The organism is Cysteiniphilum sp. 19S12-1, from assembly GCF_052030685.1.
GTDB lineage: Bacteria > Pseudomonadota > Gammaproteobacteria > Francisellales > Francisellaceae > Caedibacter.
This window is the reverse complement of sequence record NZ_JBQAJM010000009.1, coordinates 46,643-72,192: the sequence shown is the minus strand read 5'-3', so window position 1 is coordinate 72,192 and position 25,550 is coordinate 46,643. Positions and strand designations below refer to the sequence as shown.

The window sequence follows — 25,550 nt, the reverse complement described above, 5'->3', positions numbered from 1 at the left end:
CATTATAAGAGAAATTTATTGGGCTCATTTTTTTGAGACCCACAATAGGAGGATATCATGTCAAAATTTAATTTTTCTGCCATGCGGAATACTGTTTGTGGTATAAGTCTAAATCGAGAAGCATATTGTTGGGGGGGGCAATGGTTTTGGTCAATTAGGCGATGGCACAACCAATAATTCATCAATCCCTGTCGCCGTTAAAATGCCGAGTCAGTAAATGCGCAGTGCACTTTTTGGAAGGTGAAATACTATAGATGTATTCGCGTATTTTAGATATGTGGCACTGCCATCACTCTGCTGTAGATCACAATTCTTGCATTAGGATAGTTTATCGTTTAGTAATGAGAATATTTAATTGTTTATCGTTTCGCTGTTAATTTAATGATTGCCATCTATACTCTGTATAGTCATTGATATGAAGGACGATGTAAGATGGACAATGAAGATGTACGGATTTTACGCTTACTGTTTGAGGGTGCTAATGTGACGGAGGTTGGTGAGAAAATTAATCTATCACAACCTGCGGTAACCGCACGAATCAATAAACTTAGGAAGTACTTTGATGATCCGTTATTAGTGAGAGATGGCAAGGAGATGGTGCTAACAGCCAAAGCGCTTTCGCTTACTAATGCAATAACTCGTTTACATGAAAACATTGAAAGTCTTTATCCTATCGAGCATTTTGATGCTAAAAACACACCCAGTATTATTAATTTATATATGTCTGATGGGCATTACTATTTTTGTTTTGAAGAATATATTGATGCAATTTATGAAGTCAATGATCGGCATGAAGTACGCATTACCGTATTTCCATTAGAAGCAGGAATTGAAGGGCGATATGATTTTCAAAATGCCGATATTATTATTGGCACGGTTTATCCGATAAAAGGGTTTACTCAGGAAGTGATCGCTTGGGATCAATATCAATTAGTCCATCAGATTTCAGGGTTGAAAAATACTAAAAAACTTACCATGCAACAATATCTAAAACTACCTCATATTGTATTTGCTAAAGATGATGAAAGTAATCCATTTTTAGAGTATTTATCAAGACCTGATCCTAGAAATATTAAGCTACGCACCAACAATATAAATGTTGCTTACCCTCATATTGCTCAGGGGAAATATGCAGCGACACTCGGTGAGTCTTTTGCTAAAAATCATGGATTAGCTTATTTACCATTACCTTTTTTTACACCAGAGATTCCAATTGCGTTGTCATATCCAAATTTTTTGCAGATTGATGCTAAAAATCGATGGTTAAGAAATCTATGTGCCAAAGTTATTCGTACTAAAGCACGTGAACTTAAGTTAAAGCTTGGAGCATAAATTTTATGGATATAAAAGACTATATTGTATTACAAACGCTCATTACTGAGCGTAGCATCAGTAAAACAGCTAAGCTTATGAACATGTCGCAGCCTGGCGTGACGTTACGGTTGAATAAAATGCGCAATGAGCTTAAGGATCAAATATTATTACGCAACGGTCATAATATGGAGCTTACGGCAAAAGCACATGCAATATTATCAACTTTACAACAGATTAATCATGAGTTTGTTGCTATATTGCCAAATTTACAGAAGTTTGATCCGTATAAAACACCTGCTCAATTTACTATTCATGTTATTGAAGTTGCTTATGATGTTATTGCAGAGCGATTAATCAATGAAATACAGCGCTACAATAAGGATCATGTGATCTCGCTGCAGGTTTTTCAGAGCATCTATAACTACGAGTACATACATCAATTTGATAAAGCAGATATAATTATTGGCTTTTACGAACATTTATCAAATTTTGGTATTAAAGTCATTACTGAAGATCGTTTTGTACTAGCTTATGATCTCTATCCGTTGCCACAAAAAACGATTGATTATGAGACCTATATCAACTTGCCACATGTTACACACAGCATTAGTAGTGAGAATAACTTATTTGTTCAAAACTATTTAGGAAACCCAGATTCAAGAAATATAAAGTTAAGGTGCACAAGGATTGATCGAATCGTCTCGCTACTAAAAGATCGATATGTGGCAACTTTACCTTTAAACTACGCTTTATACAAAGGACTCAATGTTATACCTTTGCCATTTGAAACAGCGAAAGTTCCGGTAACTTTGGCTTACCCTAAACGTCTTGAGCATAATGTGCAAAATATATGGCTAAGAGAGCTATGTGAACGAGTATGTTTACAGTGTGTTAATGAGCTCTAGTAATGAATAAGACCTATTTGTTCTTAGCCTTTTTATTGTCAATTTCAAGCAAATGGATGCAATGTTTTATTGGCATGATATAATCGCTGGCAGTTTTTAACGTGGTGATGAGTACTTCCTGTATGCAAGATATACATAAGCATAGACTGTTGATTTTAGATTTTGGTTCGCAATATACGCAGCTGATTGCGCGTCGTGTGCGTGAGATTGGTGTGTATTGTGAGATTTACCCTTATGATGTCGATGTCAGTTTTATTAAAGATTTTGCTGCCAGTGGCATTATCCTTTCAGGCGGACCTGAGTCAGTCAATGAATCAGCACATGTCAGAGCGCCTCAATGTGTATTTGAGTTAAATGTGCCTATATTAGGTATTTGCTATGGTATGCAGACCATGGCGCATCAGTTTGGTGGTGAGGTTGCCTCATCGGATAAGCGCGAATTTGGTTATGCCAAGATTGAAGTAAGCAAAGCAAACCCTTTATACGAATCCGTACCACAAACTCAAGATGTATGGATGAGTCATGGTGATAAAGTGGTTGTTTTGGGTGATGACTTTGAGGTCATTGCATCTTCTGAAAACGCGCCGATTGCCGCGATGGCACATAAAACAAAGCCATATTACGGTGTACAATATCATCCAGAGGTGACACACTCTGCTTATGGCAAAGAGTTACTTGAGAACTTTGCGTTTAAGATCTGTGGTTGTGAAGCATTATGGAATCCTGCGAGCATTATTGAAGATGCCGTACAAAAAATCAAAGCACAAGTTGGGTCTGATGAGGTGGTTTTAGGCTTATCTGGTGGTGTTGATTCATCTGTCGTTGCAGCCTTACTGCATAAAGCCATTGGTGAACAATTAACCTGTGTATTTGTCGATACTGGGTTATTGCGCTTGCACGAAGGTGATCAGGTCATGCAAACATTTGCTGAGAATATGCATGTCAATGTTGTGCGTGTGAATGCTGAAGAAAGGTTCCTCGCTAAGCTTGAGGGCGTTAATGATCCTGAGAAAAAGCGTAAAATTATTGGCAATCTGTTTGTTGATATTTTTGATGAAGAATCAGCCAAACTTAAAAATGCTAAATGGTTAGCGCAAGGCACGATTTATCCTGATGTTATCGAATCAGCAGGTAGCAGTACTGGTAAAGCACATGTCATTAAGTCACATCATAACGTTGGTGGATTGCCTGAAGATATGAAGCTTGGCCTGGTTGAGCCGTTAAGAGAGCTTTTCAAAGATGAAGTACGTAAAGTGGGCGTTGAATTAGGCTTGCCATATCGCATGGTTTATCGTCATCCCTTCCCAGGACCGGGTCTTGGGGTGCGTATCTTGGGTGAGGTTAAAAAAGATTATGCTGATATCTTGCGTCAAGCCGATGCGATATATATGCAAGAGTTAGAGAAAAGTGGTTATTACGATAAAGTCAGTCAGGCGTTTGCTGTATTCTTACCAGTAAAATCAGTTGGTGTCATGGGTGATCAACGTAAATATGATTATGTGGTTGCCTTAAGAGCGGTTGAAACGATTGATTTTATGACGGCACGTTGGGCGCATTTGCCTTATGAGTTAATCGGACAGATTTCCAATCGTATTGTAAATGAAGTTAAAGGTATCTCTCGTGTGGTTTATGACGTGACTGGGAAGCCACCAGGTACGATTGAATGGGAGTAACTCCAGTAGTAAATATCAAATAATACTGTGTTGCTGTTTTAGGTTGGTTAACGCCGTTTTTGTTTTCTTTAAGCGTTGTGCGGCACGTTGTTCGTTCAATCTGGCATAGTTATATACCAAAAAGTCAATAATTGTTAACTGTTTTAAACGATGTGCCATGGGCACAAATAATCCTGTATCTACTTGTTTTTTAATGTTTAAACGCACGGTGGCTGTTTGATCAACCGGTGAGCCAGGATCAGTGATGGTGATCACCTTAGCGCCATTACTGCGTGCTAGTTTACACAAACTAATTAAGGCTTCAGATTTACCGCTATTAGAAATAGCAATAATTGCATCCCCCGGCTCTAAAGAACCAATTGCCATTGCTGACATGTGCATATCAGGATAATAGCCAACTTTTGGCATCATTCTAAAGAGTTTATGGAAGCTATCAAACGCAGTACAGTTTGATGCGCCAAAGCCGCAAACAACAACTTTATTAGAGTCAATCAAAATATGTGTTGCTAATTCAAGCTGCTCATCATCAATTTCACGGTCAACATTAGCAATAGCAGCGCGCGCGTATTGAGCAACTTTGTCTTTAACAACTGCCGTAGAATCATCAAGTCGAATATTGATGGATTCACTGATTTTGCCAAGAGCTAACTCTTCGGCAAAGCGAATCTTAAATTCTTGAAAACCTTTGCAGCCAACTGCGCGACAAAAGCGGACAATGGTTGGTTCACTGACACCGATGTTTTGTGCAATGGTAGTAATGTTTAAAGAAGTTGCTTCATAGCTGTTGTCAATAATCCAATTCGCAACTTTTTGCTCAGATTTTCTTAATTTAAACTCCCCATTTTGAAGTTTTTCTAACATTGTTTCATCATGTCTCACGATTTTGTACCCCTAAGTTGCAGCGGTGTCACTGCATTTTTAGCTTTTAAACGCTATAATCTGCAGAGTCATTAAGTTTTGCTTATAACCATAAAAAAATTGGACGCATTATAGCATGGCGTGTAGATAATAAACATGGATCACAGTAAAAATGCTAAAACATTTTATATACAACTTATCAAAGAATGATCCTGGGGCACATGTGCTGTCGATGGTGATCAAAGTTGGTGCGATTATGCTTATCTATTTTCTGATTGCATGGCGCCTTGGTTTTGTCTATGAAGTCATTATTTGGGTATTTTATTTTCTGGCATTTGCTGCTATCGTCTGTGCAGTCGGGGATATATATTCACGACGCAAAATTTTTATCTGGTTTTTAGTAGGCTTTGCTCTGGCATTAACCGTATCTTATTGGTTGCATCCCTATAAGTTGTTAAGTTTCACTTTGTTAATTATTTGTGCATATTATGCTTTTTGGGTGAGGAAATATGACCCTATATTTAATCAGTTTCCTGGTTATTTAGTGATTGTGTTGGCAATATCATCGATTCAATTGCCAGTGCTTAAACAGGATTTGACCCAATTATATATAAGTCTACTGTGTGTTGGCACTGCTTTCTTTGTGTTGGTATTAATGTTGCGACCATGGGATACCCCAAGGCAGTTATTACGTACTTTACAGATGCATGCGATTTTGTTGCAAAATGAAACGCGCTACATCTTACACATGGTATTTGATGTACATACTGATGCTTTTGATATAGATAAAACCAACAAAGAAGTCAGTGCACGTTTGATGACACTGCATAGTAAAGGTGCGAGTTGGATTATTCTGCCAAAGCGAAAAATCGCTTGGCATAAATGCTATGGTCACTATCATAGCTTAGTGCAAAACACCTTTCGTTTACTTTTTTTCTATTATACTTTATCCAAAAGAAAGTCAGATATCGCGGAAAGGGTTATTAAAAAAACCGCACTTAAAGATATCATCTATATGTCAACTAAACTTGCAGTTTGGGTATTTTTAATAAATGAAAATGAGGACTTTGAACGTCAACTAAATCAGTTTAAAGCATACAGTGATCACTTTAAAGAAGAGGTGTTAACCGCATCTACGTTGAAAGGCTGTCAAGTGCTTATTTTTGAGATATTACTTCTTCTTGAGAGTTTGCATAGTACAGCGTTGTCATTGAGAGAGGCCGCAGATGAGATTCGCTAATTGGTTAAATGCATTACCTGCGTATAAGCTTTTAGCCATTAGAGTGGCAAGCGCTTGTTTGATTGCCATTATTCTCACTGAGGCTATTGGTTTACAACGTAATTATTGGAGTGTTTTAGCCATTGTGTCTATCAGCATTAGCGTGCATGCAAGAGAAGTCTTATTTCGCTCCAAAGCTGTTATTATCAATACGATTTTAGGCTGTTTTGTTGGGACAGTTGCGTATTATATATTAAATTTATATGTCCCATTTTATGTCATTATCACCGTGATTTTGGTGTTGGCGCTGTACACGCTTTATTTTAGTGTGGTGCATTATGCCGTAGGTGTTTTCTTTAGCAGTATTTTTGTGGTGATGTTTATTGGCACCTTATCTTTTTGGGATATGTCGTTACTTATTGCACGCATATTGGATATTGCGATAGGTGCACTAGTTATTCTGCTAATCAGCAGAGTGTTAAGACAAAGTAATTTAAGAGAAAAATTTTATGTGGAGTTTTCATCGGTTTATCTTACGCATAAGCAGATTATTGAAATGTTTTTAATGCAAACAGTAGAGCAAGAAAAAGTATCTAATGATCAGGGTAATGATTTTGATCAAGTGCTAGATAAGGGGATGTTAAGACTTCTTATAGATGAGCTAGCATTGCAGGAAAAACATGCTGTTGAAAATTTTATCAATACCAAAACAGAACTTAATAAGGCGCAAATTAATATCATTAAAGTACTGCTGTCAACGATGCGTGAGCTTATGTTTGTTTATCGTGCTTTATTGCTACTAGATGACCGTCAAAGCAATCAGAAATTAAAGCGTTTTTGTCGTCAGAAATTAGCAATGTTTTTTGATCTATTAAAAAATGAGTATGCTTTGTTTGAAAAAATGACCAATAGTCCAGCTAAAAAATAGTTGATTACTATAGCTTTGCATCTGTGTATCGATACGTGATTGCAAAATTCTTTTGTACGTTGATAAAAAGCATGTTATCGTAGCTGCACTTATGCTTAATTTAAGTGTTAATTTATGCAATTAAATACACGCTACGGACAATTCGGGGGCTGTTATGCGCCAGAGAGCTTGATGCCAATTTTGACAGAGATTGAGAAAGGATTTATCGCCATTCAACAAGATGAATCTTTTCAGTTGGAGTTTAAACGGCTATTAAAAAACTATGCAGGGCGCGAAACACCAATTACCTATATACGTAACTTATCAGATAAATATGGCGCTAATATTTATCTTAAACGCGAGGATTTGTTGCATGGTGGTGCGCATAAAACCAATAACACCATTGGGCAGATGCTCTTGGCCAAACACCTTGGTAAAAAGCGCGTTATCGCTGAGACGGGTGCCGGTCAACATGGGGTGGCAACTGCAATGACAGGTGCTATGCTTGGACTTGAAGTTGAGATTTATATGGGGGCTGTTGATATAGCAAGGCAAAAGCCAAATGTTGAGCGCATGAAATTATTTGGTGCAAAGGTTCATAGCGTATCCTCAGGAAGTGCGACATTAAAAGACGCAATCAATGATGCCATGCGTGACTGGATTACACATGCTGAAGATACTTATTATTGTTTTGGCACTGCAGCAGGGCCGCATCCATTTCCGGCATTGGTGCGTTACTTTCAAGAGGTTATAGGTAAAGAAGCACGTGCGCAAATGCTTAAAGCAAATAATTCCTTACCCGATGCTGTGATTGCGTGTATTGGCGGGGGTAGTAATGCGATTGGCATATTTAGTGGTTTTCTAAGCGATGCTAAGGTGGTTATTTATGGTGCGGAACCTGCCGGCAAAGGGCTAGAAACCGGTGAGCATGCAGCGACGATGAATAAAGGTGAAATAGGTGTATTTCATGGGATGCAATCGTTATTTCTACAAGACAAAGATGGTCAGATTAAAGAGCCTTATTCGATTTCAGCCGGATTGGATTATCCAGGTATTGGCCCTGAGCATGTTTATTTGCAAGAGACAAAGCGTGTGACTTATCTTACCATTACCGATAATGAAGCCATTGCTGCATTTGAAGAGCTTTCAAAGAAAGAAGGTATTATTCCTGCATTTGAATCAGCGCACGCATTGGCATTGGCGTTTCAATTGGCGCAGTCACAATTAAAAGGTAAAACTATTTTAGTCAATTTATCAGGGCGTGGTGATAAAGATCTACAGAGTTATTTTAGATATAAAGGACTTTCTGATGAGTAATCGATTCGACAAATTATTTAACGATCATGACAAAAAAGTATTTATGCCATTTTTCACCTTAGGTGATCCTAATTTTGATGAAAGCCTACATATCATTAGCACAGCAATTGATGCAGGCGTTCAGGCAATTGAGCTTGGCTTCCCATTTTCTGATCCAATTGCCGATGGTCCCACCAATCAGCGATCAATGGAAAGGGCACTGAAATCAGGCATAACGTTTGATCGCTGCATTGAGATGCTGAGTATTATTCGCCAAAAGTATCCTGATGTTGCAATCGGCTTACTGATTTACTACAACTTGTTATTTAAGCAAGGTGAAAGCGCGTATCAAAAATTACAAAGTGTTGGCATTGATGGCGTGGTCTGCGCAGATTTGCCTTTGGAAGAATCTAAAGAGCACGAAGCTTTACTTAAGAAATATAATATTGGCGCGGTACAAATGGTTGCGCCAAACTCAAGCGATGAACGGGTCAAACAACTGGCTAATCGCAGCAGTGCATTTAATTATGTCTTAAGTGGTTTCGGTACGACCGGTGTTAAAAGTGAGATTGCGCCTCAAACCATCGCACGAATTAAGCAGGTAAGAGCGTTAATTGATCAACCAATGGTAGTAGGGTTTGGTATTTCAAAACCAGAACATGTCAAAGCGGTATGGCAAGCAGGTGGCAATGCGGCGATTGTTGGCAGTTATTTTACGTCATTAATTGAGCAACATTTAAATGACACAAAGATAGCAGCAGAGAAAATACGTCAGTTTATTAAGGCATTCAGGTAAGCAATAATAAAATAAATTGACTCAACTTCTTACCTCTCCCCTTGCGGGAGAGGTCGCGCAGCTTCTGCTGCGCGGGTGAGGGGGTAATTGCAGCTCAACTTATTTTTTATTGCACGTTGCACTCTCTGGGAAGAAGATAAGCTAATGGCTTCGACTGGCGCTCAGCCAACGATTATACCTTTGCCGTTCCCTGAGCGAAGTCGAAGGGGAAAAAGAAAAGAAACTAATGGTTTCGACTGGCGCTCAATCAACCGTTTATAGATTGATTTTTTATAACACCTCTAGCAATATTTCTCCTAGCTTATTAATTGTCTTAATCTCAGTGTTTAATGGAGGCAACCAATAAATAGTATTTCCTAATGGGCGCATTAATGCACCTAATTCAATGGCTTTTTGATAGAGTCTATAACCCGCGCGTGGTTCAGTGGTTTTTAGATCAGCGGCAACCACGCCGCCTAGACTGCGAACGTTATGCAATTTTTGAGTGTTTTGAGCAATTTCCAGCATCATATTATACATCGTTGGCGCTAACGTTTTATTAACATAGTCAAGTATGTGCTCACGTTCAAAAATATGTAGCGTTTCTAAAGCAACTCTTGAGGCCAACGTATTACCACTATGCGTATGTGAGTGCATAAAACCTTTTTGTGTTGCATAATCATCATAAAACAACGCATAAATTTCATTATGTGTTAAGCAAATACTCAAAGGCAACATGCCCGAAGTAATGCCTTTAGATAAGCAGATAAAGTCAGGCGTAATATCAGCATGTTCACAGGCGAGCATTTTGCCTGTGCGTCCAATGCCTGTCATAATCTCATCGGCAATTAAGTAAACATCATTTTCTTTGCACCATTTGGCGAGTCTCTTTAGATAATCTTTACTGTAAATCAGCATACCTCCAGCGCCTTGAATCAGTGGCTCAATAATGACCGCATTTAACTTATCTTTGACCATCTCTAATTGTTGTTGTGATTTTTGCCAAGCGCTTTGTGCATTATGCCAAAGTGGGTCGTTAATACCGGCGACATAGGGGATATCCTGTAAGAAAGTGCAATCAAATAACAGCGATTGATACGCTCGCTTATAGAGACCTAAATCACTGACGCTTAAGGTGGCACAAGTTTCGCCATGATAACCATTTTGCAGTGCGGCAAAATGGGTTTTGTTTGTCTGTCCTTTGATAACGCGCGCATGAATACTCATTTTCATCGCAATTTCAACAGCGCATGAACCGTCACTGGCAAAGAGTACCTTATCAGTATGGGTAAGATGACAGAGCTTTTGCGTTAATTGCTCAATGGTTGTATTGGTGGTATTCGCTAAAATCGTATGTTCAAGTGTGCCTAGTTGTTGTGTTAAGGCTTGCTGCAAATCTGGGTGGCTGTGCCCCAATGACTTACACCACCAACTTGAGATCGCATCAATGATTGGTTTGTCGTTGTGGTAGATGAAACTACCTTTGGCTTTGGTGATATTAAGTGGCGAGAAGGTTTCATAATCCTTCATCTGTGAGCAAGGGTGCCAAAGATTGGTCGAATACATCTTTTTGTAAACCTTAATTAAATTATAAGTTGACTAAAGTGGCAAGTATATCTAGATTGTTGCCGATGTAAAAGTATCGCAATGTGAAAAACAAAGGATAAAGGATAATAATGCCAATGATTGATTTAAATTATGCACAAAGCTTATATCAAAAACCATTTAATGAATTGCTATTCAAAGCACAAACAGTGCATCGTGCGAATTTTGCCAATGAGGTTGAGTTATGTGTATTACTGAGTATTAAAACAGGAAGCTGCCCTGAAGACTGTAAATATTGCCCGCAAAGTGGTCATTATAATGCTGGTGTTCAAAAAGAAAAGCTCATGGATGTAGAGAGTATTGTGTTACAAGCCCAAAGAGCCAAAGAGCTTGGTGCCAAGCGTTTTTGTATGGGTGCTGCGTGGCGCAATCCACCGGAGAAAGCGATGCCACAATTAATTGAAATTATCCAATCGGTTAAGTCACTAGGATTAGAGACTTGTATGACTTTAGGGATGTTATCCAAAGCACAAGCTACAGAATTAGCTGATGCAGGCCTTGATTATTACAATCACAATTTGGATACTTCAGAGGCGTTTTATCAAGAGATTATTAGCACCAGAGATTATCAATCACGCTTAGATACGCTAGAGGAAGTGTCAAATGCCGGCATGAAAGTTTGTTGTGGCGGCATTCTTGGAATGGGAGAGACGATTGATGATCGCTTGCAAATGTTGGTAACATTGGCGAATTTAAAAACACCACCTGCGAGTGTGCCAATCAATCAATTGATTCCAGTGCCAGGAACACCGCTGGGCAATCAATTAAACAAAGCACAAATTGATACTTTTGATTTTATACGTACGATTGCAGTGGCAAGAATCTTAATGCCAAGCTCAAAAATCAGGCTTTCAGCAGGTCGTTCGCAAATGAGTGATGAAATGCAGGCTTTAGCATTTCTAGCGGGAGCGAACTCTATCTTTTATGGTGATAAGCTATTAACTGCAGAGAATCCTTCAGAGAATCATGATCTAAAACTGCTTAATACGCTTGGCTTTAAAGTAACAAAAAACAGTGAGGAGCATCATGAGCTTGTTAGCCAATGATGCGCGTTACAGTGATTATTTAACGGCAATTAAACAAAACGGGCGTTATCGACAACGCGTATTTACCCAAATAAAAGATAAGCTTATTCATATTGATCAGCATGCTTTGATCAATTTTAGTGGTAATGATTATTTGGGATTATCGCAACATATAGAGGTTAAAAAAAAGGCGCAACAAGCAATTGAATGTTATGGTGTTGGTAGCACGTCATCAGCGATTGTTTCAGGAAGTCATTATCTCATTGAGTCGCTAGAGCATAATATGGCGGCGTTTGTAGGCTATCCACGTGCTTTGCTGTTTAACTCTGGTTACCATGCCAATTTAGCCGTAATGAGTTTGTTGGCAATGCAAGGTAAAGGGGCAAAAGATGCTCAGGCAATAGTTGCGGATAAATTAGTTCATGCCTCTATTTTGGATGGTATTGCCTTATCAGGTGCTAATTTAAAGCGTTATCCGCACCAAAACATTGACAGCTTGCACAGCATCCTTCAAAAACACCCAGAAGCTAAGTATGTCATCACCGAAGGTGTTTTTAGTATGGATGGTGATATCTCACCTTTGAGAAGATTTGCCAATGTTGACCATACTAAACTTATTGTTGATGATGCGCATGGTTTTGGTGTGTTAGGTCAATCAGGTAGAGGTGCGGTAGACTATGCGGGTTTAACTTTCAATGATGTGCCTGTCATGATCGTGCCATGCGGTAAAGCATTAGGTGCTATGGGTGCATTTGTTTGTGCAAGTGATGAGTTTATTGAGCTATTAATACAAACAGCTCGCAGTTATATCTATAGCACGGCACTTGCCATTCCCGTTGTTGCCTCTTTAAATGCGAGTTTAAATCTTATTATGCATAGTGATCATCTGCGTGAAAAATTGTTTGAAAATATTAGCTTTTTTAACCAATATGCGCAGAAGCTTGGGCTTAATGTTGTGTCAGATGATTTGACGCCAATTCGCAGTATTGTCATTGGCGATAATCAACAAACGCAAAACATACAAAATCTGCTTAAAGATAAAGGTTTTTATGTTTCATGCATTCGTCCACCAACAGTACCACAAAATAGTGCACGATTACGCATATCACTAAGCGCACTACATGATACACGTGATATAAACGCATTATTGGATCAATTGGTGCGTGTGTTATGAGTATTCAAAATCATTTATTTCTATCAGGCTGGGGCTTTAAGGCGAATCTATGGCAAGTATTTTATCCTGAAATATCATCAACGCAGTGTATAGATATGCCTTGTTTTAAGAGTGCAAACGAAGAGCAAATATTACAAGAATTATCAGTGAAATTAGCCAAAGCTGAAGTTATTCACGCATGGTCACATAGTGGTTTGTGGGTTTTGAGACTCATTCAACAAAATAAGCTGAATGTCAAAGATAAAAGTATTTACTGCTATGGGTTGCCATTATTATGGCAGTTTGCCAGTGATGAGAAAAAACAAGCGTTTATAAGGCAATATCAATTAAATCCAAATAGATTGGCACAAAAGTTTTTAAAGCTTGTTGCTTTTCCAGAGGTTGATAGGCTTAAAGATGTAGAGTCGTATTGCCTTTTAACAGATGAAGCACAATATCACAGTCAATTAAACTATTTAAAGTGGATGTTTGACTTTGCTCAAATGATGCCAGTAACGGATGCACTTGCTTTGTGTGATAAAACTGGCGTTAAGGTATTTTTGGCAGAAGAAGATGCGATTGTTGATAGTACATCTTTGGCAAAGTTACTTAATAGTAAGCTGACAAAGAATCAAAGCCATCTAGGCTTATTGCATCTTGCAGAGAGTGAGGTAAGCGGATGCTAAAATCACCATGCATAAGCTTTAGTGCCGCTAAAGATAGCTACCATCAGCACGATCAAGTGCAACGCAAGGTCGATCAAAATTTAAAAAACATGGTATTTAAGCATCTTGAGCAAACGAATCGAAATATAAAGCATATATTAGAGCTAGGCTGCGGTGATGGTGTTGCTAGTATGGATATCGCAAAACAACTAATGCCATTGTCTTATGATGCAGTTGATATTGCTGATATTTTAATTGATAAAGCCAAAGAAATTCAAATTGATCATTTGCCCATAAAGAGGGGCTTTAACTTTATACAGGGTGATTTTAATCAGTCACAATTCTGGCAAGCATTACCTCAAAAAAAATATGACCTTATCTATAGCAATATGGCGTTACAGTGGTCTGATTGTTTGTTGACGTTACTTAAGCGCATCAATCAAATATTATCTATACATGGTGTGTTGGCATTTTCCATTCCACTTAATGGTACTTTTGATGAGCTTAAAAATGTGGTGCGTATTAATCAGTTTATAAGTCATGATAAAGTCAAAGCGCTTTTTAAGATGTTTGATTGGCAATGTATAAATATTGATAAGCAAAGCATTCAATTAGAGTTTTTAAATAGGAAGACACAGCTCAAACATTTGAAAAGTACCGGTGTGAATAGTTATTTGGGGTGTGAAAGACCGCAGATGAGAATGCTTTTGGGGTATTTGCGTGATGATAATGATCAAATGACAACGTTAAGTTATGAGATTGGAATATATGTGATTGCCAAACAATTTCCGTAGGGGTAATTCATGAATTACCCCTGTTACGATGGCAAATATATCAGGCAATTCGTGAATTGCCCCTACGGTGGTGTGTGGTATATATCAGGCAATTCGTGAATTGCCACTACGGTGGTGTGTGGTATATATCAGGCAATTCGTGAATTGCCTCTACGGTGGTGTGTGGTATATGTCGGGCAATTCGTGAATTGCCCCTACAAGACCTTCGTAGGGGCGTATTGCATACGCCCTTTATGAGATGCCTTTTAAAAATAATTAATAAGGAAAATAAATGAACATAACATCATTAACAAAACATAAGCAAATTGCTATTATCGGCACAGATACTGAAGTGGGCAAAACTTACGTTTGTGTTCACTTGATGAATCAATTAAAAAATCAGGGCTTAACAGTTGCTGGATTAAAACCAATGGCATCAGGCGCTTTTATTAAAGATGGTCACTTAGTTAATGAGGATGCTTTGGCTTTACAAGAAGCATCTTCGGTGTCACTTCCTTATGAAGTAATAAACCCTAATGTTTTTGAACCTGCCATTGCTCCGCATATTGCCGCAAAACAAGTCAATACATTGTTAACTGTTGAAAAATTGGTTGAGCAAACCAAGCATTCTTTAGAGCAAATTAACAGTGATATTACTTTTATCGAAGGCGCAGGCGGACTACTAACACCATTAAACTATAATGAAACCTGGGCGGACTATTTAAAAGCTTTGGATATTCCAGTGCTTTTAGTCGTTGGTATGAAGCTTGGCTGTATTAACCATGCCTTGTTAACTGAACACTATCTTAAGCAGCAACACATACCCTATATTGGTTGGGTCGCTAATTGCATTAATCCTGATATGCCTGTTTTGCAAGAAAATATTTTAACATTGGAGCAAATGTTAACAACCTCAAAAGTAGCAGATATTCAGTTTGATCTGTAAATAGTTAACCTATAATGATGTCAGCAGTTTAGTTTCATTATAAGATATGCCTTATTTTGATTATTGTTGGTTTATTTCCTTCTTTAATCATGTATTTTTATTTTTTTAGATAAATTTTATAAAATTTAAGATATTTTCTATCGCACATGCTCATTTTTTTCGGTAAATTACTATAAGGATAATTAATAGGATATTAATGAATGTTATCAAGTACACTTAAATTCGAGTGTGTTACATTAAAAAGGGGAAGGTATGAAATCAACTAAATTGAAACGTGATTTAAAAACGCGCCATTTAACGATGATTGCGTTAGGTGGTACTATTGGCACGGGATTGTTTCTTGCCAGTGGTTCAGCCATTTCACAGGCAGGACCAGGTGGCGCGTTAATAGGTTATGCATTAGTTGCGATTGTGGTATATATGCTAATGACTAGTCTAGGTGAGATGTCAACATACGCACCATGTACAGGGTCTTTTAATAAGTACTCAGAAAAATTTGTTGATCCAGCACTTGGATTTGCCATGGGCTGGAATTATTGGTTTAACTGGGCAATGACTATTTCTGCTGACTTATTAGGAGCTGGACTCTTGATGCAGTTTTGGTTTCCGGGTACCCCTGTCGTGATGTGGAGTGCGATTTTCTTTGTTATTATTCTTGCAGTAAACCTGTTCTCAGTTTCAATGTATGGTGAATCAGAATATTGGCTATCCTTTATAAAGGTATCATTTGTTATTATTTTTATTTTGGTTGGTGCGCTGGCTATTTTCGGTATTAGTGAGAATGGTCATACCGTTGGCTTTAGTAATTGGCATGTTGCGGATGCGCCATTTAATGGTGGAATATTTACGATACTCGGTGTGTTTTTAATTGCCGGTTATTCATTCCAAGGGACAGAAATCGTTGGTGTTGCTGCAGGCGAGGCAAAAAATCCAAGAAAAGCAATACCCAAAGCCATTCGTAGTACATTCTGGCGTTTGACTTTATTTTATGTATGCGCATTAGGCATTATCGGGTTTTTGGTGCCATATACGGCAAGTTGGTTGGCAAACCCTGAATCTAATGTGGCTATGAGTCCATTTACGATGGTGTTTCAAAGTACGGGATTCACCTATGCTGCAACGCTTGTTAATATTGTGTTAGTTACGGCAGTATTGTCAGCTGCAAATTCATGTATTTATACTTCATCACGTACGTTATGGTATTTATCTAAATCAAAACAAGCGCCTAAAGTCTTATCGAAAACGAACCGTCGTGGTGTGCCGGTGATTGGTGTATTAGTGACATCGATCTTGGGAGCGACGTTTTTCTTAGCATCTTTCATCGGCAATGGCGCAATTTTCAACTGGCTCGTTAATTTAATTAGTTTATCTGGATATATTGGTTGGTTAAGTATTTCAATTAGCCATTTGCGTTTTCGCCGCGCGTATATCAAACAGGGGAAGTCACTTGATGACTTGGTTTATAAGTCAAAATTTTATCCATATGGACCTATTATTTCGATTGTTGCTTTGGTGATTATGATGTTTGGTGCGCAAGTTGAGCAGATGCTATCAGGCACTGCGACGTGGGGCGCTTTCTTTGCGACATATAGTGGTGTTATTCTATTTATTATTTTGTATCTTGGTTACAAATGGCGTAAGCGTACCAAGTTTGCACGCTCTGCGACATCAGATATTGATTTTTTCCATAAAGAAGCCCATCAAAGCGCGTTTTAAATTGAGAAATCAATGTGACTTTAATAAACAATGGCAAACAATTTCAATTGATCTTGATAATTTAGATAACAGTACCACTAAAGAGTTTAGAATTGTAGAAACAGGTGCCAATGATAGCCTTGGCGGGCTTTTGGATATCGAAAGTGTCAAAATATCGCCTGTCACATATTAAGCTTTTTGTTTGATAAGGAAGATAACTGCAACAGTAGCAATAAAATAGGAAAATAACACAACCATCATACCATTATGGTAGCTTGAACCATCATATAGGTAGTTTGTTGTGGGTTGTAACTGACTTGCACGGATGACATAGCCAACAAATGGCTGAAAAATAAAGCCAGAAATAACAACAGCCATATTATTAAAACCAATGGCAGTGGCTCGATGCTCTAGTTGATTATTGCGTGAAACCAAAGAAAAGCTTAATGCTTGTCCCGCACATGCAGCGCCCGCGGCAAAAAACAATATGACAAGGATTATGACGCTATTAATTGGTGCTAGTGTAATAAACCCAAAAGAAATGACACCAAGTAGTGCGCAAAGTATAAGCACACGTTTGATATGCTCTGTTTTGTCGGCAAGAAACCCAAACAAAGGGCTGCCAACGGCAATACCAATCCACATAAACGTAACCACAGTTGCGGCGACTGAAAAAGGAACGTTAAAGTATTGCTCAACAAAAGGAATGCCATAAAGTGAGGCAACAACGGCCATTGGCATCCACAATAAACAAGCATAAATTGCGATCATCCACGTTTGCGATTGGCGCGCAACCGATTTAAAAGCAAGCCATGAGCTTGTCACGGGTTTTGTTGTTAAATGTTTATTAGGAAGCTTTAAATAGAAAAACATGATAATCAAGAGAATCAAACCAAAGCTGCTGATAATCATCATCGTTGCACGCCAGCCAAGGTGATCAATCAGTGGGATCAGTGGCAAAGCGCCACACATGGCACCCAATGCTGCAAGCATTTGCGTAACACCGGCAATTAGGGTGAAATAGCGCCTGCTAAAGACGTGGCTAGCAACGACAAGCACGCCAATAAAGGCGAAAGCTGAGCCAAAGCCCATAAAAATACGTGCACAAGCTGCAAGATAAAAATTTGGTGCTAATCCAAACAGAAATCCGCCAATGACGCAAATCAAAAGGGGCAACATAATCACATTGCGTGCAGAGAATCGATCATAGATAAGACCTGCCGGAATCTGCATTAAAGTATAGGTAATAAAGTAAGCGCCAGAGGTGACGCCAAGCCAGAATATGTCAATGTGCAGACTACTCATTAGATTTTCGGTCATAATGCCAGGTGAGACTTGAAGTGCCATTTCAAAAAAAAGAAACAGTGCGGCTAAAATAAATAAAAATACTGATCTAAACATAAGGTTGTCCTGTTTATTGGTTATGTTTCTACGTTTAAAATATGAAAGATTAAGATGCCTAATTAAAGATAAGCTGAACATGATTAACAATAGAGTAAATAGAAGTGCAGCAAAACTTAATTAGGCTTAATACATCGACAACAACAAATAGGATGGAAAATAGCAGCACAGTCATTTGAGCTAGATAACTGTGTGTTTAGATATTTATTGTGCTGCATTTAAGTTTTTCTTGCCCGAAAGATCAGTGATTAGGAAGATAGACTACCTTGAAAAAAACAAAATGCAAAATATTTTTTGTATCCATTCATTCTTGTCAATACGGCTAAAGGAAAGTCACACTCCATAGAGGCTTCGACTTACGCTCAGCCAATGCTTATAGAATCAAAGTAATGTTACTACCTTAAGAGGTGGCTTGTAAATATAGGGTTTGCAATGAAGTTAAATTAACCATCCCTGACAAAATGGATTGACACGCATCCATGCTCGCAATGACATCCTATGATTTGTCATCCTGAGTCAGGATGGCGTGAGGATCCAGTGCGAAGCTGCCATGGATGGTTAGTGATCCTCCTAAAGCCTAAAGGTAGTGTTATTAATATAACCAAAGTGGATTGGGATATTGTCATTGCTGGAAAACAAATCCTTAATCCGTTGACACAAACATCAAAACCCATTAACCTTTGCGCATATGATACCAAGTCAGTACTATTTTGATGTTAAAAGTCAGTAAACTTGCTGATTACGCCGTGATGATCGTGCTTAAATTTGCGCAGAATCCGCAAGGATTATACAGTGCCACTGACCTTATTGGTCTTACGGGGTTGAATTTGCCGACTGTGCGTAAGCTACTTAAGCTGCTAAGCCTAAAGGGCATATTGCTTGCCAAGCGCGGCGCTGAAGGTGGTTATACTTTGGCTTCTGAAGTGAGTGAAATTTCAGTGCTTGATATTGTAGAAGCAATTGATGGGCAGCTTGCTTTTACTGAGTGTTGCAGTGCGGGATTTGTGTCATGTTCTGTCAATGATTGTCATATGGGTGGCTATTGGCATGTGATTAATAAAAAAGTGCGTGAGACATTAAATGGCTTTAAGGTGCTAGAGTTAATGAATACGTCAGTGGATGAATTAAAAGTATCAAACAAAGTAAATAATATAAAACAAACTAAGTAAAAGAAATTAAGTAACAAACCAGTAAAGAGATCATGCGACATGACGGATGAAAAAATAAATAAAATGCTTGATCAGGAATATAAGCACGGCTTTGTGACTGAGATTGAACAAGAGCGTTTTCGTGACGGCTTGGATGAGGATATTATTCGGCAGATTTCCAAGCGCAAAAATGAGCCTGAATTTATGCTTAAATGGCGCCTGCAGGCATATCATAAATGGCTAGAGATGAAAGAGCCAACGTGGGCGCATGTTGATTATGAGCCAATTGACTATCAAGCGATTAGTTATTATGCGGCGCCCAAGTCAGCAGCTGATAAGCCGAAAAGTTTAGATGAAGTAGATCCAGAATTAATTGAGACCTATAACAAACTGGGGATTCCATTGCATGAACAAGAAATGCTTGCCGGTGTTGCTGTAGATGCGGTATTTGATTCTGTCTCTGTGGTGACTACCTTTAAAGAGAAGCTCGCTGAAGCGGGTGTAATATTTTGCCCAATTTCAGAGGCATTACAGAAATATCCTGAGCTTATTGAAAAATATATTGGTTCAGTGGTACCGCAAACGGATAATTATTTTGCGGCATTAAACTCTGCTGTATTTAGTGATGGCTCATTTGTATATATTCCTAAAGGCGTGCGTTGCCCGATGGAGTTATCAACTTATTTTCGGATTAATGCCTCAAATACGGGGCAATTTGAACGCACCTTAATTATTGCTGATGAGGGCAGTTATGTCAGTTATTTAGAAGGGTGCACCGCCCCGATGCGTGATGAAAATCAGTTGCATGCGGCGGTAGTTGAGTTGGTTGCATTAAAAGATGCTGAAATTAAATATTCCACTGTACAAAACTGGTATCCTGGAGATAAAGATGGCAAAGGGGGAATTTACAACTTTGTGACTAAGCGCGGAGTGTGTATGGGAAGTAATGCTAAGATCTCATGGACACAAGTGGAAACCGGTTCGTCTATTACATGGAAATATCCATCGGTTATTTTGCGCGGAGATAACAGTGTCGGTGAGTTTTATTCTGTGGCATTAATGCGTCATGCGCAACAAGCTGATACCGGCACCAAAATGATTCATATGGGCAAAAATACCAAAAGCACGATCATTTCAAAAGGGATTTCCGCGGGACGCGCGCAAAATGCGTATCGTGGGTTAGTGCGCATCCTGCCAACAGCGGATAATGCACGCAATTTTTCACAATGTGACTCTTTACTTATTGGGCATGAGTGTGGTGCGCATACTTATCCGTATATTGAGAACAAATCAAAATCAGCGCAAATTGAACATGAAGCAACGACATCAAAGATCTCTGATGAGCAGCTTTTTTATTGTCGACAACGCGGCATGTCAGAAGAAGATGCCGTGGCAATGATAGTCAATGGCTTTTGTAAAGATGTCTTTAAAAAATTACCCCTTGAGTTTGCGGTTGAAGCACAAAAATTGATGGAAGTTAGCCTAGAGGGTGCAATAGGCTAGTGAAATAAACTAGGTGCAAAAGCATTAGAAAATGCAAGAGTAAGAAATAAATCAAAATAAAAAAAGCGAAGTAACGATATGTTGTTAGAGATTAAAAATTTACATACCAGAGTAGAAGATAAAGTACTGCTAAAGGGAATTAATCTTGAGATTAAACCAGGTGAAGTCCACGCAATTATGGGACCAAATGGTGCAGGTAAAAGTACATTGGGTAATGTGCTTTCGGGTAAACCAGGTTATGAAGTCACTGAAGGTGAAGTATTATTAAATGGTCAGAATATCTTTGAATTGGATGCTTCAGAACGTGCGCATGCTGGTGTGTTTCTAAGTTTTCAATATCCAGTTGAAATCCCTGGGGTGAGTAACACGCAATTTCTAAAAACAGCCGTCAATAGCACACGCAAAGCCAAAGGGCAAAGCGAGCTTGATGCAATGAGCTTTATGAAAAAACTACGTGCGAATATGGATATCCTCGAAATGGATCAAAAATATATGAAGCGTGGTGTAAATGAAGGATTCTCAGGTGGCGAGAAAAAGCGTAATGAAATGCTGCAAATGATGATGCTTGAGCCTAAAGTCTGTATTCTAGATGAGACAGATTCAGGGCTTGATATCGATGCGTTGCAGGTGGTATCAAAAGGTGCGAACCATATGCGCAATGGTGAGCGTGGCTTTATTGTTATTACCCATTACCAACGTTTATTGAACTATATTGCACCTGATTTCGTTCATGTTTTAGCAGATGGCAAAATTGTTAAATCAGGTGGTCGAGAGCTCGCACTTGAGCTTGAAGATAAAGGTTATGCTTGGATTAATGACTAAGGAGCGCAATATGTTGCAATTAGAACAGCCAATTTCTAAGCTTAATCTGCCAGATGGTGCGATTAAACAGCGTGAAAGTGCATGGCAGGCATTTATTGATCAAGGCTTTCCAAATAAAAAAAATGAACAGTGGCGCTATACCGATTTAACTGCTTTGTATAGAAAGTATGGTATTACTCAAGTTAAGCTTGAGGTTAGTACAAATATTGACGAAACATTGTCAATGATTAATCTAAATACGGATATGCATAATATTGTTTTTGTTGATGGTCAGCTTGCTTATGTTGATGACATTGATGGTGTAATTATTAATGATAGTTTGTCACTAGAGCCTAAGCGTGAAAATAATGATGCACTGTCTAATCTAAACATCGCCTCATATTTAGGCGGTGTGACGATTCAGGTTAAGAAAAATACGTGTTTGACCAAACCTATTGTCATGACGTATTTACATACCGATAATAGTCAGAAGATGTTGGTTAACTATCAACATACTTTGATGATTGATGAATATGCAGAGTGTATGATTTGTGAGAATTTTATCGCATTAAGTGACACCTATTCAGCAGCCAATATCTGTAGCAATATCAATCTGAAAGAGGGTGCGAAGTGCTGCTATGATGCCTTGGCAAACAAAAGTCTGGAGCAGTTATTGGTGACGCATAAACTAAAACTCTCAATAGCTAAAAATGCCTATTATGAAACATTTCAAATGGCAGCTTATGCCGCCCTTAAGCGCATTGAGTTTGATGTGGATTTGCAAAGTGAAGGCGCTGTTTTTAATGCAAAGGGTATCTACGCTTTAACGCATAATGCAAAAACCGATTATCACATTAATGTCAAACATAATGCATCAAATACGCAAAGTGATGTCGCGTTTCGTGGTGTTGTTGGTGGTAAGGCATCGGCAACCTTTAATGCAAAGGCATATGTTGCTAAAGGTTTACACAGCATCAAAGCATTACAAAATAATCGCAACATTCAGCTAACAAATACTGCAGAAATCAACACCAAGCCTGAACTTGAAATTTATTCCGATGATGTGGTTTGTAGTCATGGCGCCACGATTGGTCAACTTGATCAACAGGCGCTATTTTATCTGCAATCACGTGGTATTAATAAAGATCAAGCAACAAGCCTACTTATCGAAGGATTTGTCAAGGAGCTCATTACTTTATTAAATCGCGATGAATCAACGATTGAGAGCTATCTTGATAGTCTTGAGGGGCATATTAAACACTTAGTTTAAATAAAGGCCTTAAAGGCTTCTGCATGCTTAACAGGATCAAAACTATGATAGCTGTAACTTGCTACCTTTTCAGTAATAAAGGGGTCTTCCTGCAGTAATGCTTTGATTTCATCTAAATCGCCTGAGGCTAATATCACGCCACCATTGCGTGAACTATTAGGTCCTGAGGCTATAAATAGCCCTTTTTCATAACCGCGATCTAAGAACGTGCGATGTTTTGCTCTCACTTGGTCTATAACTTCAGCAGGTGAAGTATAGGTGATGGTAATAATATGCGTTTGTTTCATCGATTTCACTTGAGTTAACATGATGTGTGGTTAATTTTGTCATAGTTATTAAGCTGTTTGTACTTTTTTTTCAAGAAACTAAAGCGTAAAATAGCATCAGCAATTTTGCTTAGAGTGGTAAAGACAGTTTTCATGAAATATTTTGATTTAAAAGCGTTAAAAAAAGATAAGATTTTCACTGAATCACGCAAACTCATGTCTCTATCACTTTGGCGAAGGCGTTTGATCTTCTGGGGTGGGGCGATTCTTGTTGGATTGATATGTGTATTGTTTGCTTATCTATGTGACAATCTCAACGACAGTTTTAATGAGTTAAGTCAAGATCATCCTTATTGGCCTTTATTTATTATGCCAATTGGCTTTATGGTGATTATTTATTTGCTTAAAACCTATTTTGATGGGGCTGAAGGTAGTGGTATTCCCCAAGTGATGACAGCCCTCAAAGTTAAAAATATGCAACGACGTAGCAAGATGGTGTCAATGCGTATTGCATTGGGCAAATTTTTATTAACCGCATTAGGCTTTTTAAGTGGCGCCTCGATTGGGCGTGAGGGACCGACGATTCAATTAAGTGCATCAGTTATGCACTTTCTAGGGCGATTAGAGAAGTTTAACCGTGAAGACACGGAAAAAGGTTTATTATTAGCCGGAGGTGCTGCTGGGATTGCTGCGGCCTTTAACGCACCTTTGGCAGGGGTTGTTTTTGCGATCGAAGAGTTAGCAGGGTCGTTTGATAAAGGCATTACCGGTACGATGATTACCACCGTCGTATTGTGTGGTTTTGTATCTTTAGAGATTATGGGCAATTACGCCTACTTTGGCGCAAGTTCTGCAACCTTAGATATTTTAGGCGGTGGCTGGATCGTGCTTATTATTGTTGCTGTTGTTTGTGGTTTTTTGGGTGGATTATTCAGTCGAATGCTATTATTTGTATCAGCCGCGGTCGTTGGAATTATTCGCAAGCATCCGGTGTTATTCGCAGGGAGCATCGGTTTTGTTATTGCGGTAATTGGTGTGTGCACGAGTGGCGTTATTTACGGTAGTGGTAAAGAAACAGCGGTAGCACTATTAAATGGTCATGATGTCCATGTATCTATTTTCTTTGGCTTATGGAAAATGATTGCCACTTTATTGTCGTTTGTTAGTGGTATTCCAGGGGGGATTTTTGCGCCATCTTTATCAGCAGGGGCTGGATTTGGACACATGATGAGTAGTTTTTTTGATCCTAAATATGCTGGAGCAATTATCTTAATTGGAACCGTTGCTTATTTCTCTGGTGTCGTGCAAAGTCCAATTACTTGCTTTATCATCGTGTCTGAGATGACACAAAATGTCTCAAGTGGGATGCTATTACCCATTATGTTGGCAGCTCTTCTAGGTACGGCTTCTTCACGTGTGATCTGTAAAGAACCCATTTATCATATGCTGTCATTGCGCTATTTAGATAAGTTGCGTGAACAGAAATAGATTAAGTCAAATATTCGTTCAACAGTTTTGATAGTCGACCCTGAGCGAAGTCGGAGGGTGGAAGTTAAAAAATAAATGTAATTGCTATAGGTTTTAATAAATATGTTTGATCAATCATTATTCCAAAAAAAACATCAACAATATGAGCGGCGTTTTGTTAATGATAGCTTTATAAAAAATGAAATTGCTGAGCGCTTATTAGATAAATTAAGCTTTATTAAATTAAACCCTAACTATGTTTTTATTGAAGGATTAGACTTGCATTTGTCAGAAATTAAAAAGCTTTATCCGAATGCAACAATACATCACACGCTAAATTCAGAGATAGCTTATGATGTGATTATTTCACAGTGTAAAATTCAACAGGCAGCAAATATCAATGCACAATTAAGAAGCTGGTATAAGCAGTTAAAGTCGCAAGGGGTCTTGGTTTTTACCAGTTTTGGAAGTAGCAGTTTGCAAGAGATCAAAAAAGCTTGGCAGCTTATTGATGGTATGGCTCATATTAATCAAATGCTTGATATGCATGATGTTGGGGATGTATTAAAAAAGGAGCAATATCAAAGTGTGGTAATGGATGCTGAAACGTTAAGGCTCGAATATGAAACCATCGACACCTTATTTTCTGATATTCGCGCATTAAATGAGCCTTTAGCTGATACCAAAATGCGTAAAACCTTGACGGGTAAAGTTCGTTGGCAAAGTTTTTGTCAGCGACTGGAAAAACTCGGGTTGTCGCTAAGTTATGAAGTGTTTTATGGCTATGGCTATAAAGGTAATGAACTGATTGCAAGAAAAGAAACCGATCATGAATCAATGATTAGCTTTGATCAATTAAAAAATGCGCTTAAGCATAAGAAGTAG

Annotated in this window: 25 protein-coding genes; 21 read left to right on the top strand and 4 right to left on the bottom strand. The window is 38.5% G+C overall.

From position 1 onward, the window contains the following. Window positions 1-112: 112 nt before the first annotated feature. The 4 genes from ACTS4L_RS04575 to guaA all read left to right on the top strand — a co-directional run bounded on the left by ACTS4L_RS04575 (window position 113) and on the right by guaA (window position 3,892). Entirely contained in the window at window positions 113-217 is a 105-nt protein-coding gene (locus ACTS4L_RS04575; protein WP_440615595.1) for a hypothetical protein, read from the top strand. A gap of 215 nt (window positions 218-432) precedes the next feature. Next, window positions 433-1,332 (top strand): LysR family transcriptional regulator, encoded by a 900-nt coding sequence (locus ACTS4L_RS04570; RefSeq protein WP_440615585.1) that lies wholly within the window; start codon window positions 433-435, stop codon window positions 1,330-1,332. Window positions 1,333-1,337: 5 nt separating this feature from the next. After that, complete coding sequence (locus tag ACTS4L_RS04565) at window positions 1,338-2,219, top strand: LysR family transcriptional regulator (RefSeq protein ID WP_440615584.1); 882 nt, start codon at window positions 1,338-1,340, stop codon at window positions 2,217-2,219. Between the two features lie 122 nt (window positions 2,220-2,341). Beyond that, window positions 2,342-3,892: a glutamine-hydrolyzing GMP synthase gene (gene guaA, locus ACTS4L_RS04560; protein ID WP_440615583.1), complete on the top strand. Its 1,551-nt coding sequence runs from the start codon at window positions 2,342-2,344 to the stop codon at window positions 3,890-3,892. 15 nt (window positions 3,893-3,907) lie between these two features. Here the strand turns inward: guaA and ACTS4L_RS04555 are convergent, their stop codons facing one another. Then, window positions 3,908-4,771 carry a MurR/RpiR family transcriptional regulator gene (locus tag ACTS4L_RS04555; protein WP_440651749.1) on the bottom strand — a complete coding sequence of 288 codons (864 nt, stop codon included), beginning with the start codon at window positions 4,769-4,771 and terminating at the stop codon, window positions 3,908-3,910. Window positions 4,772-4,922: 151 nt separating this feature from the next. Between ACTS4L_RS04555 and ACTS4L_RS04550 the strand changes: the two genes are divergently transcribed. The 4 genes from ACTS4L_RS04550 (at window position 4,923) to trpA (ending at window position 8,968) form a co-directional block, all read left to right on the top strand. Continuing rightward, the gene (locus tag ACTS4L_RS04550; protein ID WP_440615581.1) at window positions 4,923-5,990 is read left to right on the top strand and encodes a hypothetical protein; all 1,068 of its coding nucleotides are present in this window, start codon (window positions 4,923-4,925) and stop codon (window positions 5,988-5,990) included. Then, window positions 5,977-6,897 carry an FUSC family protein gene (locus tag ACTS4L_RS04545; RefSeq protein ID WP_440615580.1) on the top strand — a complete coding sequence of 307 codons (921 nt, stop codon included), beginning with the start codon at window positions 5,977-5,979 and terminating at the stop codon, window positions 6,895-6,897. The genes ACTS4L_RS04550 and ACTS4L_RS04545 overlap by 14 nt, the downstream gene beginning before the upstream one ends. Window positions 6,898-7,011: 114 nt before the next feature. Continuing rightward, entirely contained in the window at window positions 7,012-8,193 is a 1,182-nt protein-coding gene (trpB, locus tag ACTS4L_RS04540) for a tryptophan synthase subunit beta (protein ID WP_440615579.1), read from the top strand. Next, window positions 8,186-8,968 carry a tryptophan synthase subunit alpha gene (trpA, locus tag ACTS4L_RS04535; RefSeq protein WP_440615578.1) on the top strand — a complete coding sequence of 261 codons (783 nt, stop codon included), beginning with the start codon at window positions 8,186-8,188 and terminating at the stop codon, window positions 8,966-8,968. Before trpB ends, trpA begins: the two co-directional genes overlap by 8 nt. Window positions 8,969-9,238: 270 nt before the next feature. Here trpA and bioA read toward each other — a convergent pair whose 3' ends face one another. Then, the gene (gene bioA, locus ACTS4L_RS04530; protein WP_440615577.1) at window positions 9,239-10,513 is read right to left on the bottom strand and encodes an adenosylmethionine--8-amino-7-oxononanoate transaminase; all 1,275 of its coding nucleotides are present in this window, start codon (window positions 10,511-10,513) and stop codon (window positions 9,239-9,241) included. 119 nt (window positions 10,514-10,632) lie between these two features. Between bioA and bioB the strand changes: the two genes are divergently transcribed. The 7 genes from bioB to ACTS4L_RS04495 all read left to right on the top strand — a co-directional run bounded on the left by bioB (window position 10,633) and on the right by ACTS4L_RS04495 (window position 17,002). Beyond that, complete coding sequence (gene bioB, locus ACTS4L_RS04525) at window positions 10,633-11,598, top strand: biotin synthase BioB (RefSeq protein WP_440615594.1); 966 nt, start codon at window positions 10,633-10,635, stop codon at window positions 11,596-11,598. Continuing rightward, complete coding sequence (locus ACTS4L_RS04520; RefSeq protein WP_440615576.1) at window positions 11,579-12,751, top strand: aminotransferase class I/II-fold pyridoxal phosphate-dependent enzyme; 1,173 nt, start codon at window positions 11,579-11,581, stop codon at window positions 12,749-12,751. Before bioB ends, ACTS4L_RS04520 begins: the two co-directional genes overlap by 20 nt. Beyond that, window positions 12,748-13,416 carry a hypothetical protein gene (locus ACTS4L_RS04515; protein ID WP_440615575.1) on the top strand — a complete coding sequence of 223 codons (669 nt, stop codon included), beginning with the start codon at window positions 12,748-12,750 and terminating at the stop codon, window positions 13,414-13,416. The genes ACTS4L_RS04520 and ACTS4L_RS04515 overlap by 4 nt, the downstream gene beginning before the upstream one ends. Beyond that, on the top strand, window positions 13,410-14,189 hold the full coding sequence (locus ACTS4L_RS04510) for a methyltransferase (RefSeq protein WP_440615574.1): 780 nt from the start codon (window positions 13,410-13,412) through the stop codon (window positions 14,187-14,189). Before ACTS4L_RS04515 ends, ACTS4L_RS04510 begins: the two co-directional genes overlap by 7 nt. A 271-nt stretch (window positions 14,190-14,460) precedes the next feature. Further along, window positions 14,461-15,114, top strand: a complete 654-nt coding sequence (gene bioD, locus ACTS4L_RS04505; RefSeq protein ID WP_440615573.1) for a dethiobiotin synthase — start codon at window positions 14,461-14,463, stop codon at window positions 15,112-15,114. Between the two features lie 252 nt (window positions 15,115-15,366). Next, window positions 15,367-16,830 carry an amino acid permease gene (locus ACTS4L_RS04500; protein WP_440615572.1) on the top strand — a complete coding sequence of 488 codons (1,464 nt, stop codon included), beginning with the start codon at window positions 15,367-15,369 and terminating at the stop codon, window positions 16,828-16,830. 1 nt (window position 16,831) lies between these two features. Next, on the top strand, window positions 16,832-17,002 hold the full coding sequence (locus ACTS4L_RS04495) for a hypothetical protein (protein ID WP_440615571.1): 171 nt from the start codon (window positions 16,832-16,834) through the stop codon (window positions 17,000-17,002). Here the strand turns inward: ACTS4L_RS04495 and ACTS4L_RS04490 are convergent. Beyond that, complete coding sequence (locus ACTS4L_RS04490; protein ID WP_440615570.1) at window positions 16,999-18,210, bottom strand: MFS transporter; 1,212 nt, start codon at window positions 18,208-18,210, stop codon at window positions 16,999-17,001. The two genes, ACTS4L_RS04495 and ACTS4L_RS04490, sit on opposite strands and share 4 nt — an antisense overlap. Window positions 18,211-18,923: 713 nt before the next feature. On the opposite strand from ACTS4L_RS04490, the gene ACTS4L_RS04485 reads away from it, so the two are divergent. From ACTS4L_RS04485 to sufD, 4 genes are all read left to right on the top strand, one after another. Then, a complete protein-coding gene (locus ACTS4L_RS04485) occupies window positions 18,924-19,379 on the top strand; it encodes an SUF system Fe-S cluster assembly regulator (RefSeq protein WP_440615569.1) in 456 nt (151 codons plus the stop codon). Window positions 19,380-19,418: 39 nt separating this feature from the next. After that, window positions 19,419-20,861 carry a Fe-S cluster assembly protein SufB gene (gene sufB / locus ACTS4L_RS04480; protein WP_440615568.1) on the top strand — a complete coding sequence of 481 codons (1,443 nt, stop codon included), beginning with the start codon at window positions 19,419-19,421 and terminating at the stop codon, window positions 20,859-20,861. 78 nt (window positions 20,862-20,939) lie between these two features. Beyond that, on the top strand, window positions 20,940-21,683 hold the full coding sequence (gene sufC, locus ACTS4L_RS04475; RefSeq protein ID WP_440615567.1) for a Fe-S cluster assembly ATPase SufC: 744 nt from the start codon (window positions 20,940-20,942) through the stop codon (window positions 21,681-21,683). A 10-nt stretch (window positions 21,684-21,693) separates the two neighbouring features. Then, the gene (gene sufD / locus ACTS4L_RS04470; protein ID WP_440615566.1) at window positions 21,694-22,932 is read left to right on the top strand and encodes a Fe-S cluster assembly protein SufD; all 1,239 of its coding nucleotides are present in this window, start codon (window positions 21,694-21,696) and stop codon (window positions 22,930-22,932) included. On the opposite strand, the gene ACTS4L_RS04465 is transcribed toward sufD, so the two are convergent. Further along, window positions 22,929-23,240, bottom strand: a complete 312-nt coding sequence (locus tag ACTS4L_RS04465; RefSeq protein ID WP_440651747.1) for a YciI family protein — start codon at window positions 23,238-23,240, stop codon at window positions 22,929-22,931. The two genes, sufD and ACTS4L_RS04465, sit on opposite strands and share 4 nt — an antisense overlap. A 111-nt stretch (window positions 23,241-23,351) precedes the next feature. Here ACTS4L_RS04465 and ACTS4L_RS04460 point away from each other — a divergent pair, with 111 nt between their 5' ends. Both ACTS4L_RS04460 and ACTS4L_RS04455 read left to right on the top strand, forming a co-directional pair. Then, window positions 23,352-24,686, top strand: coding sequence for a chloride channel protein (locus ACTS4L_RS04460; RefSeq protein WP_440615564.1), 1,335 nt, complete (start codon window positions 23,352-23,354; stop codon window positions 24,684-24,686). 102 nt (window positions 24,687-24,788) lie between these two features. Continuing rightward, window positions 24,789-25,550, top strand: a complete 762-nt coding sequence (locus tag ACTS4L_RS04455; protein WP_440615563.1) for a hypothetical protein — start codon at window positions 24,789-24,791, stop codon at window positions 25,548-25,550.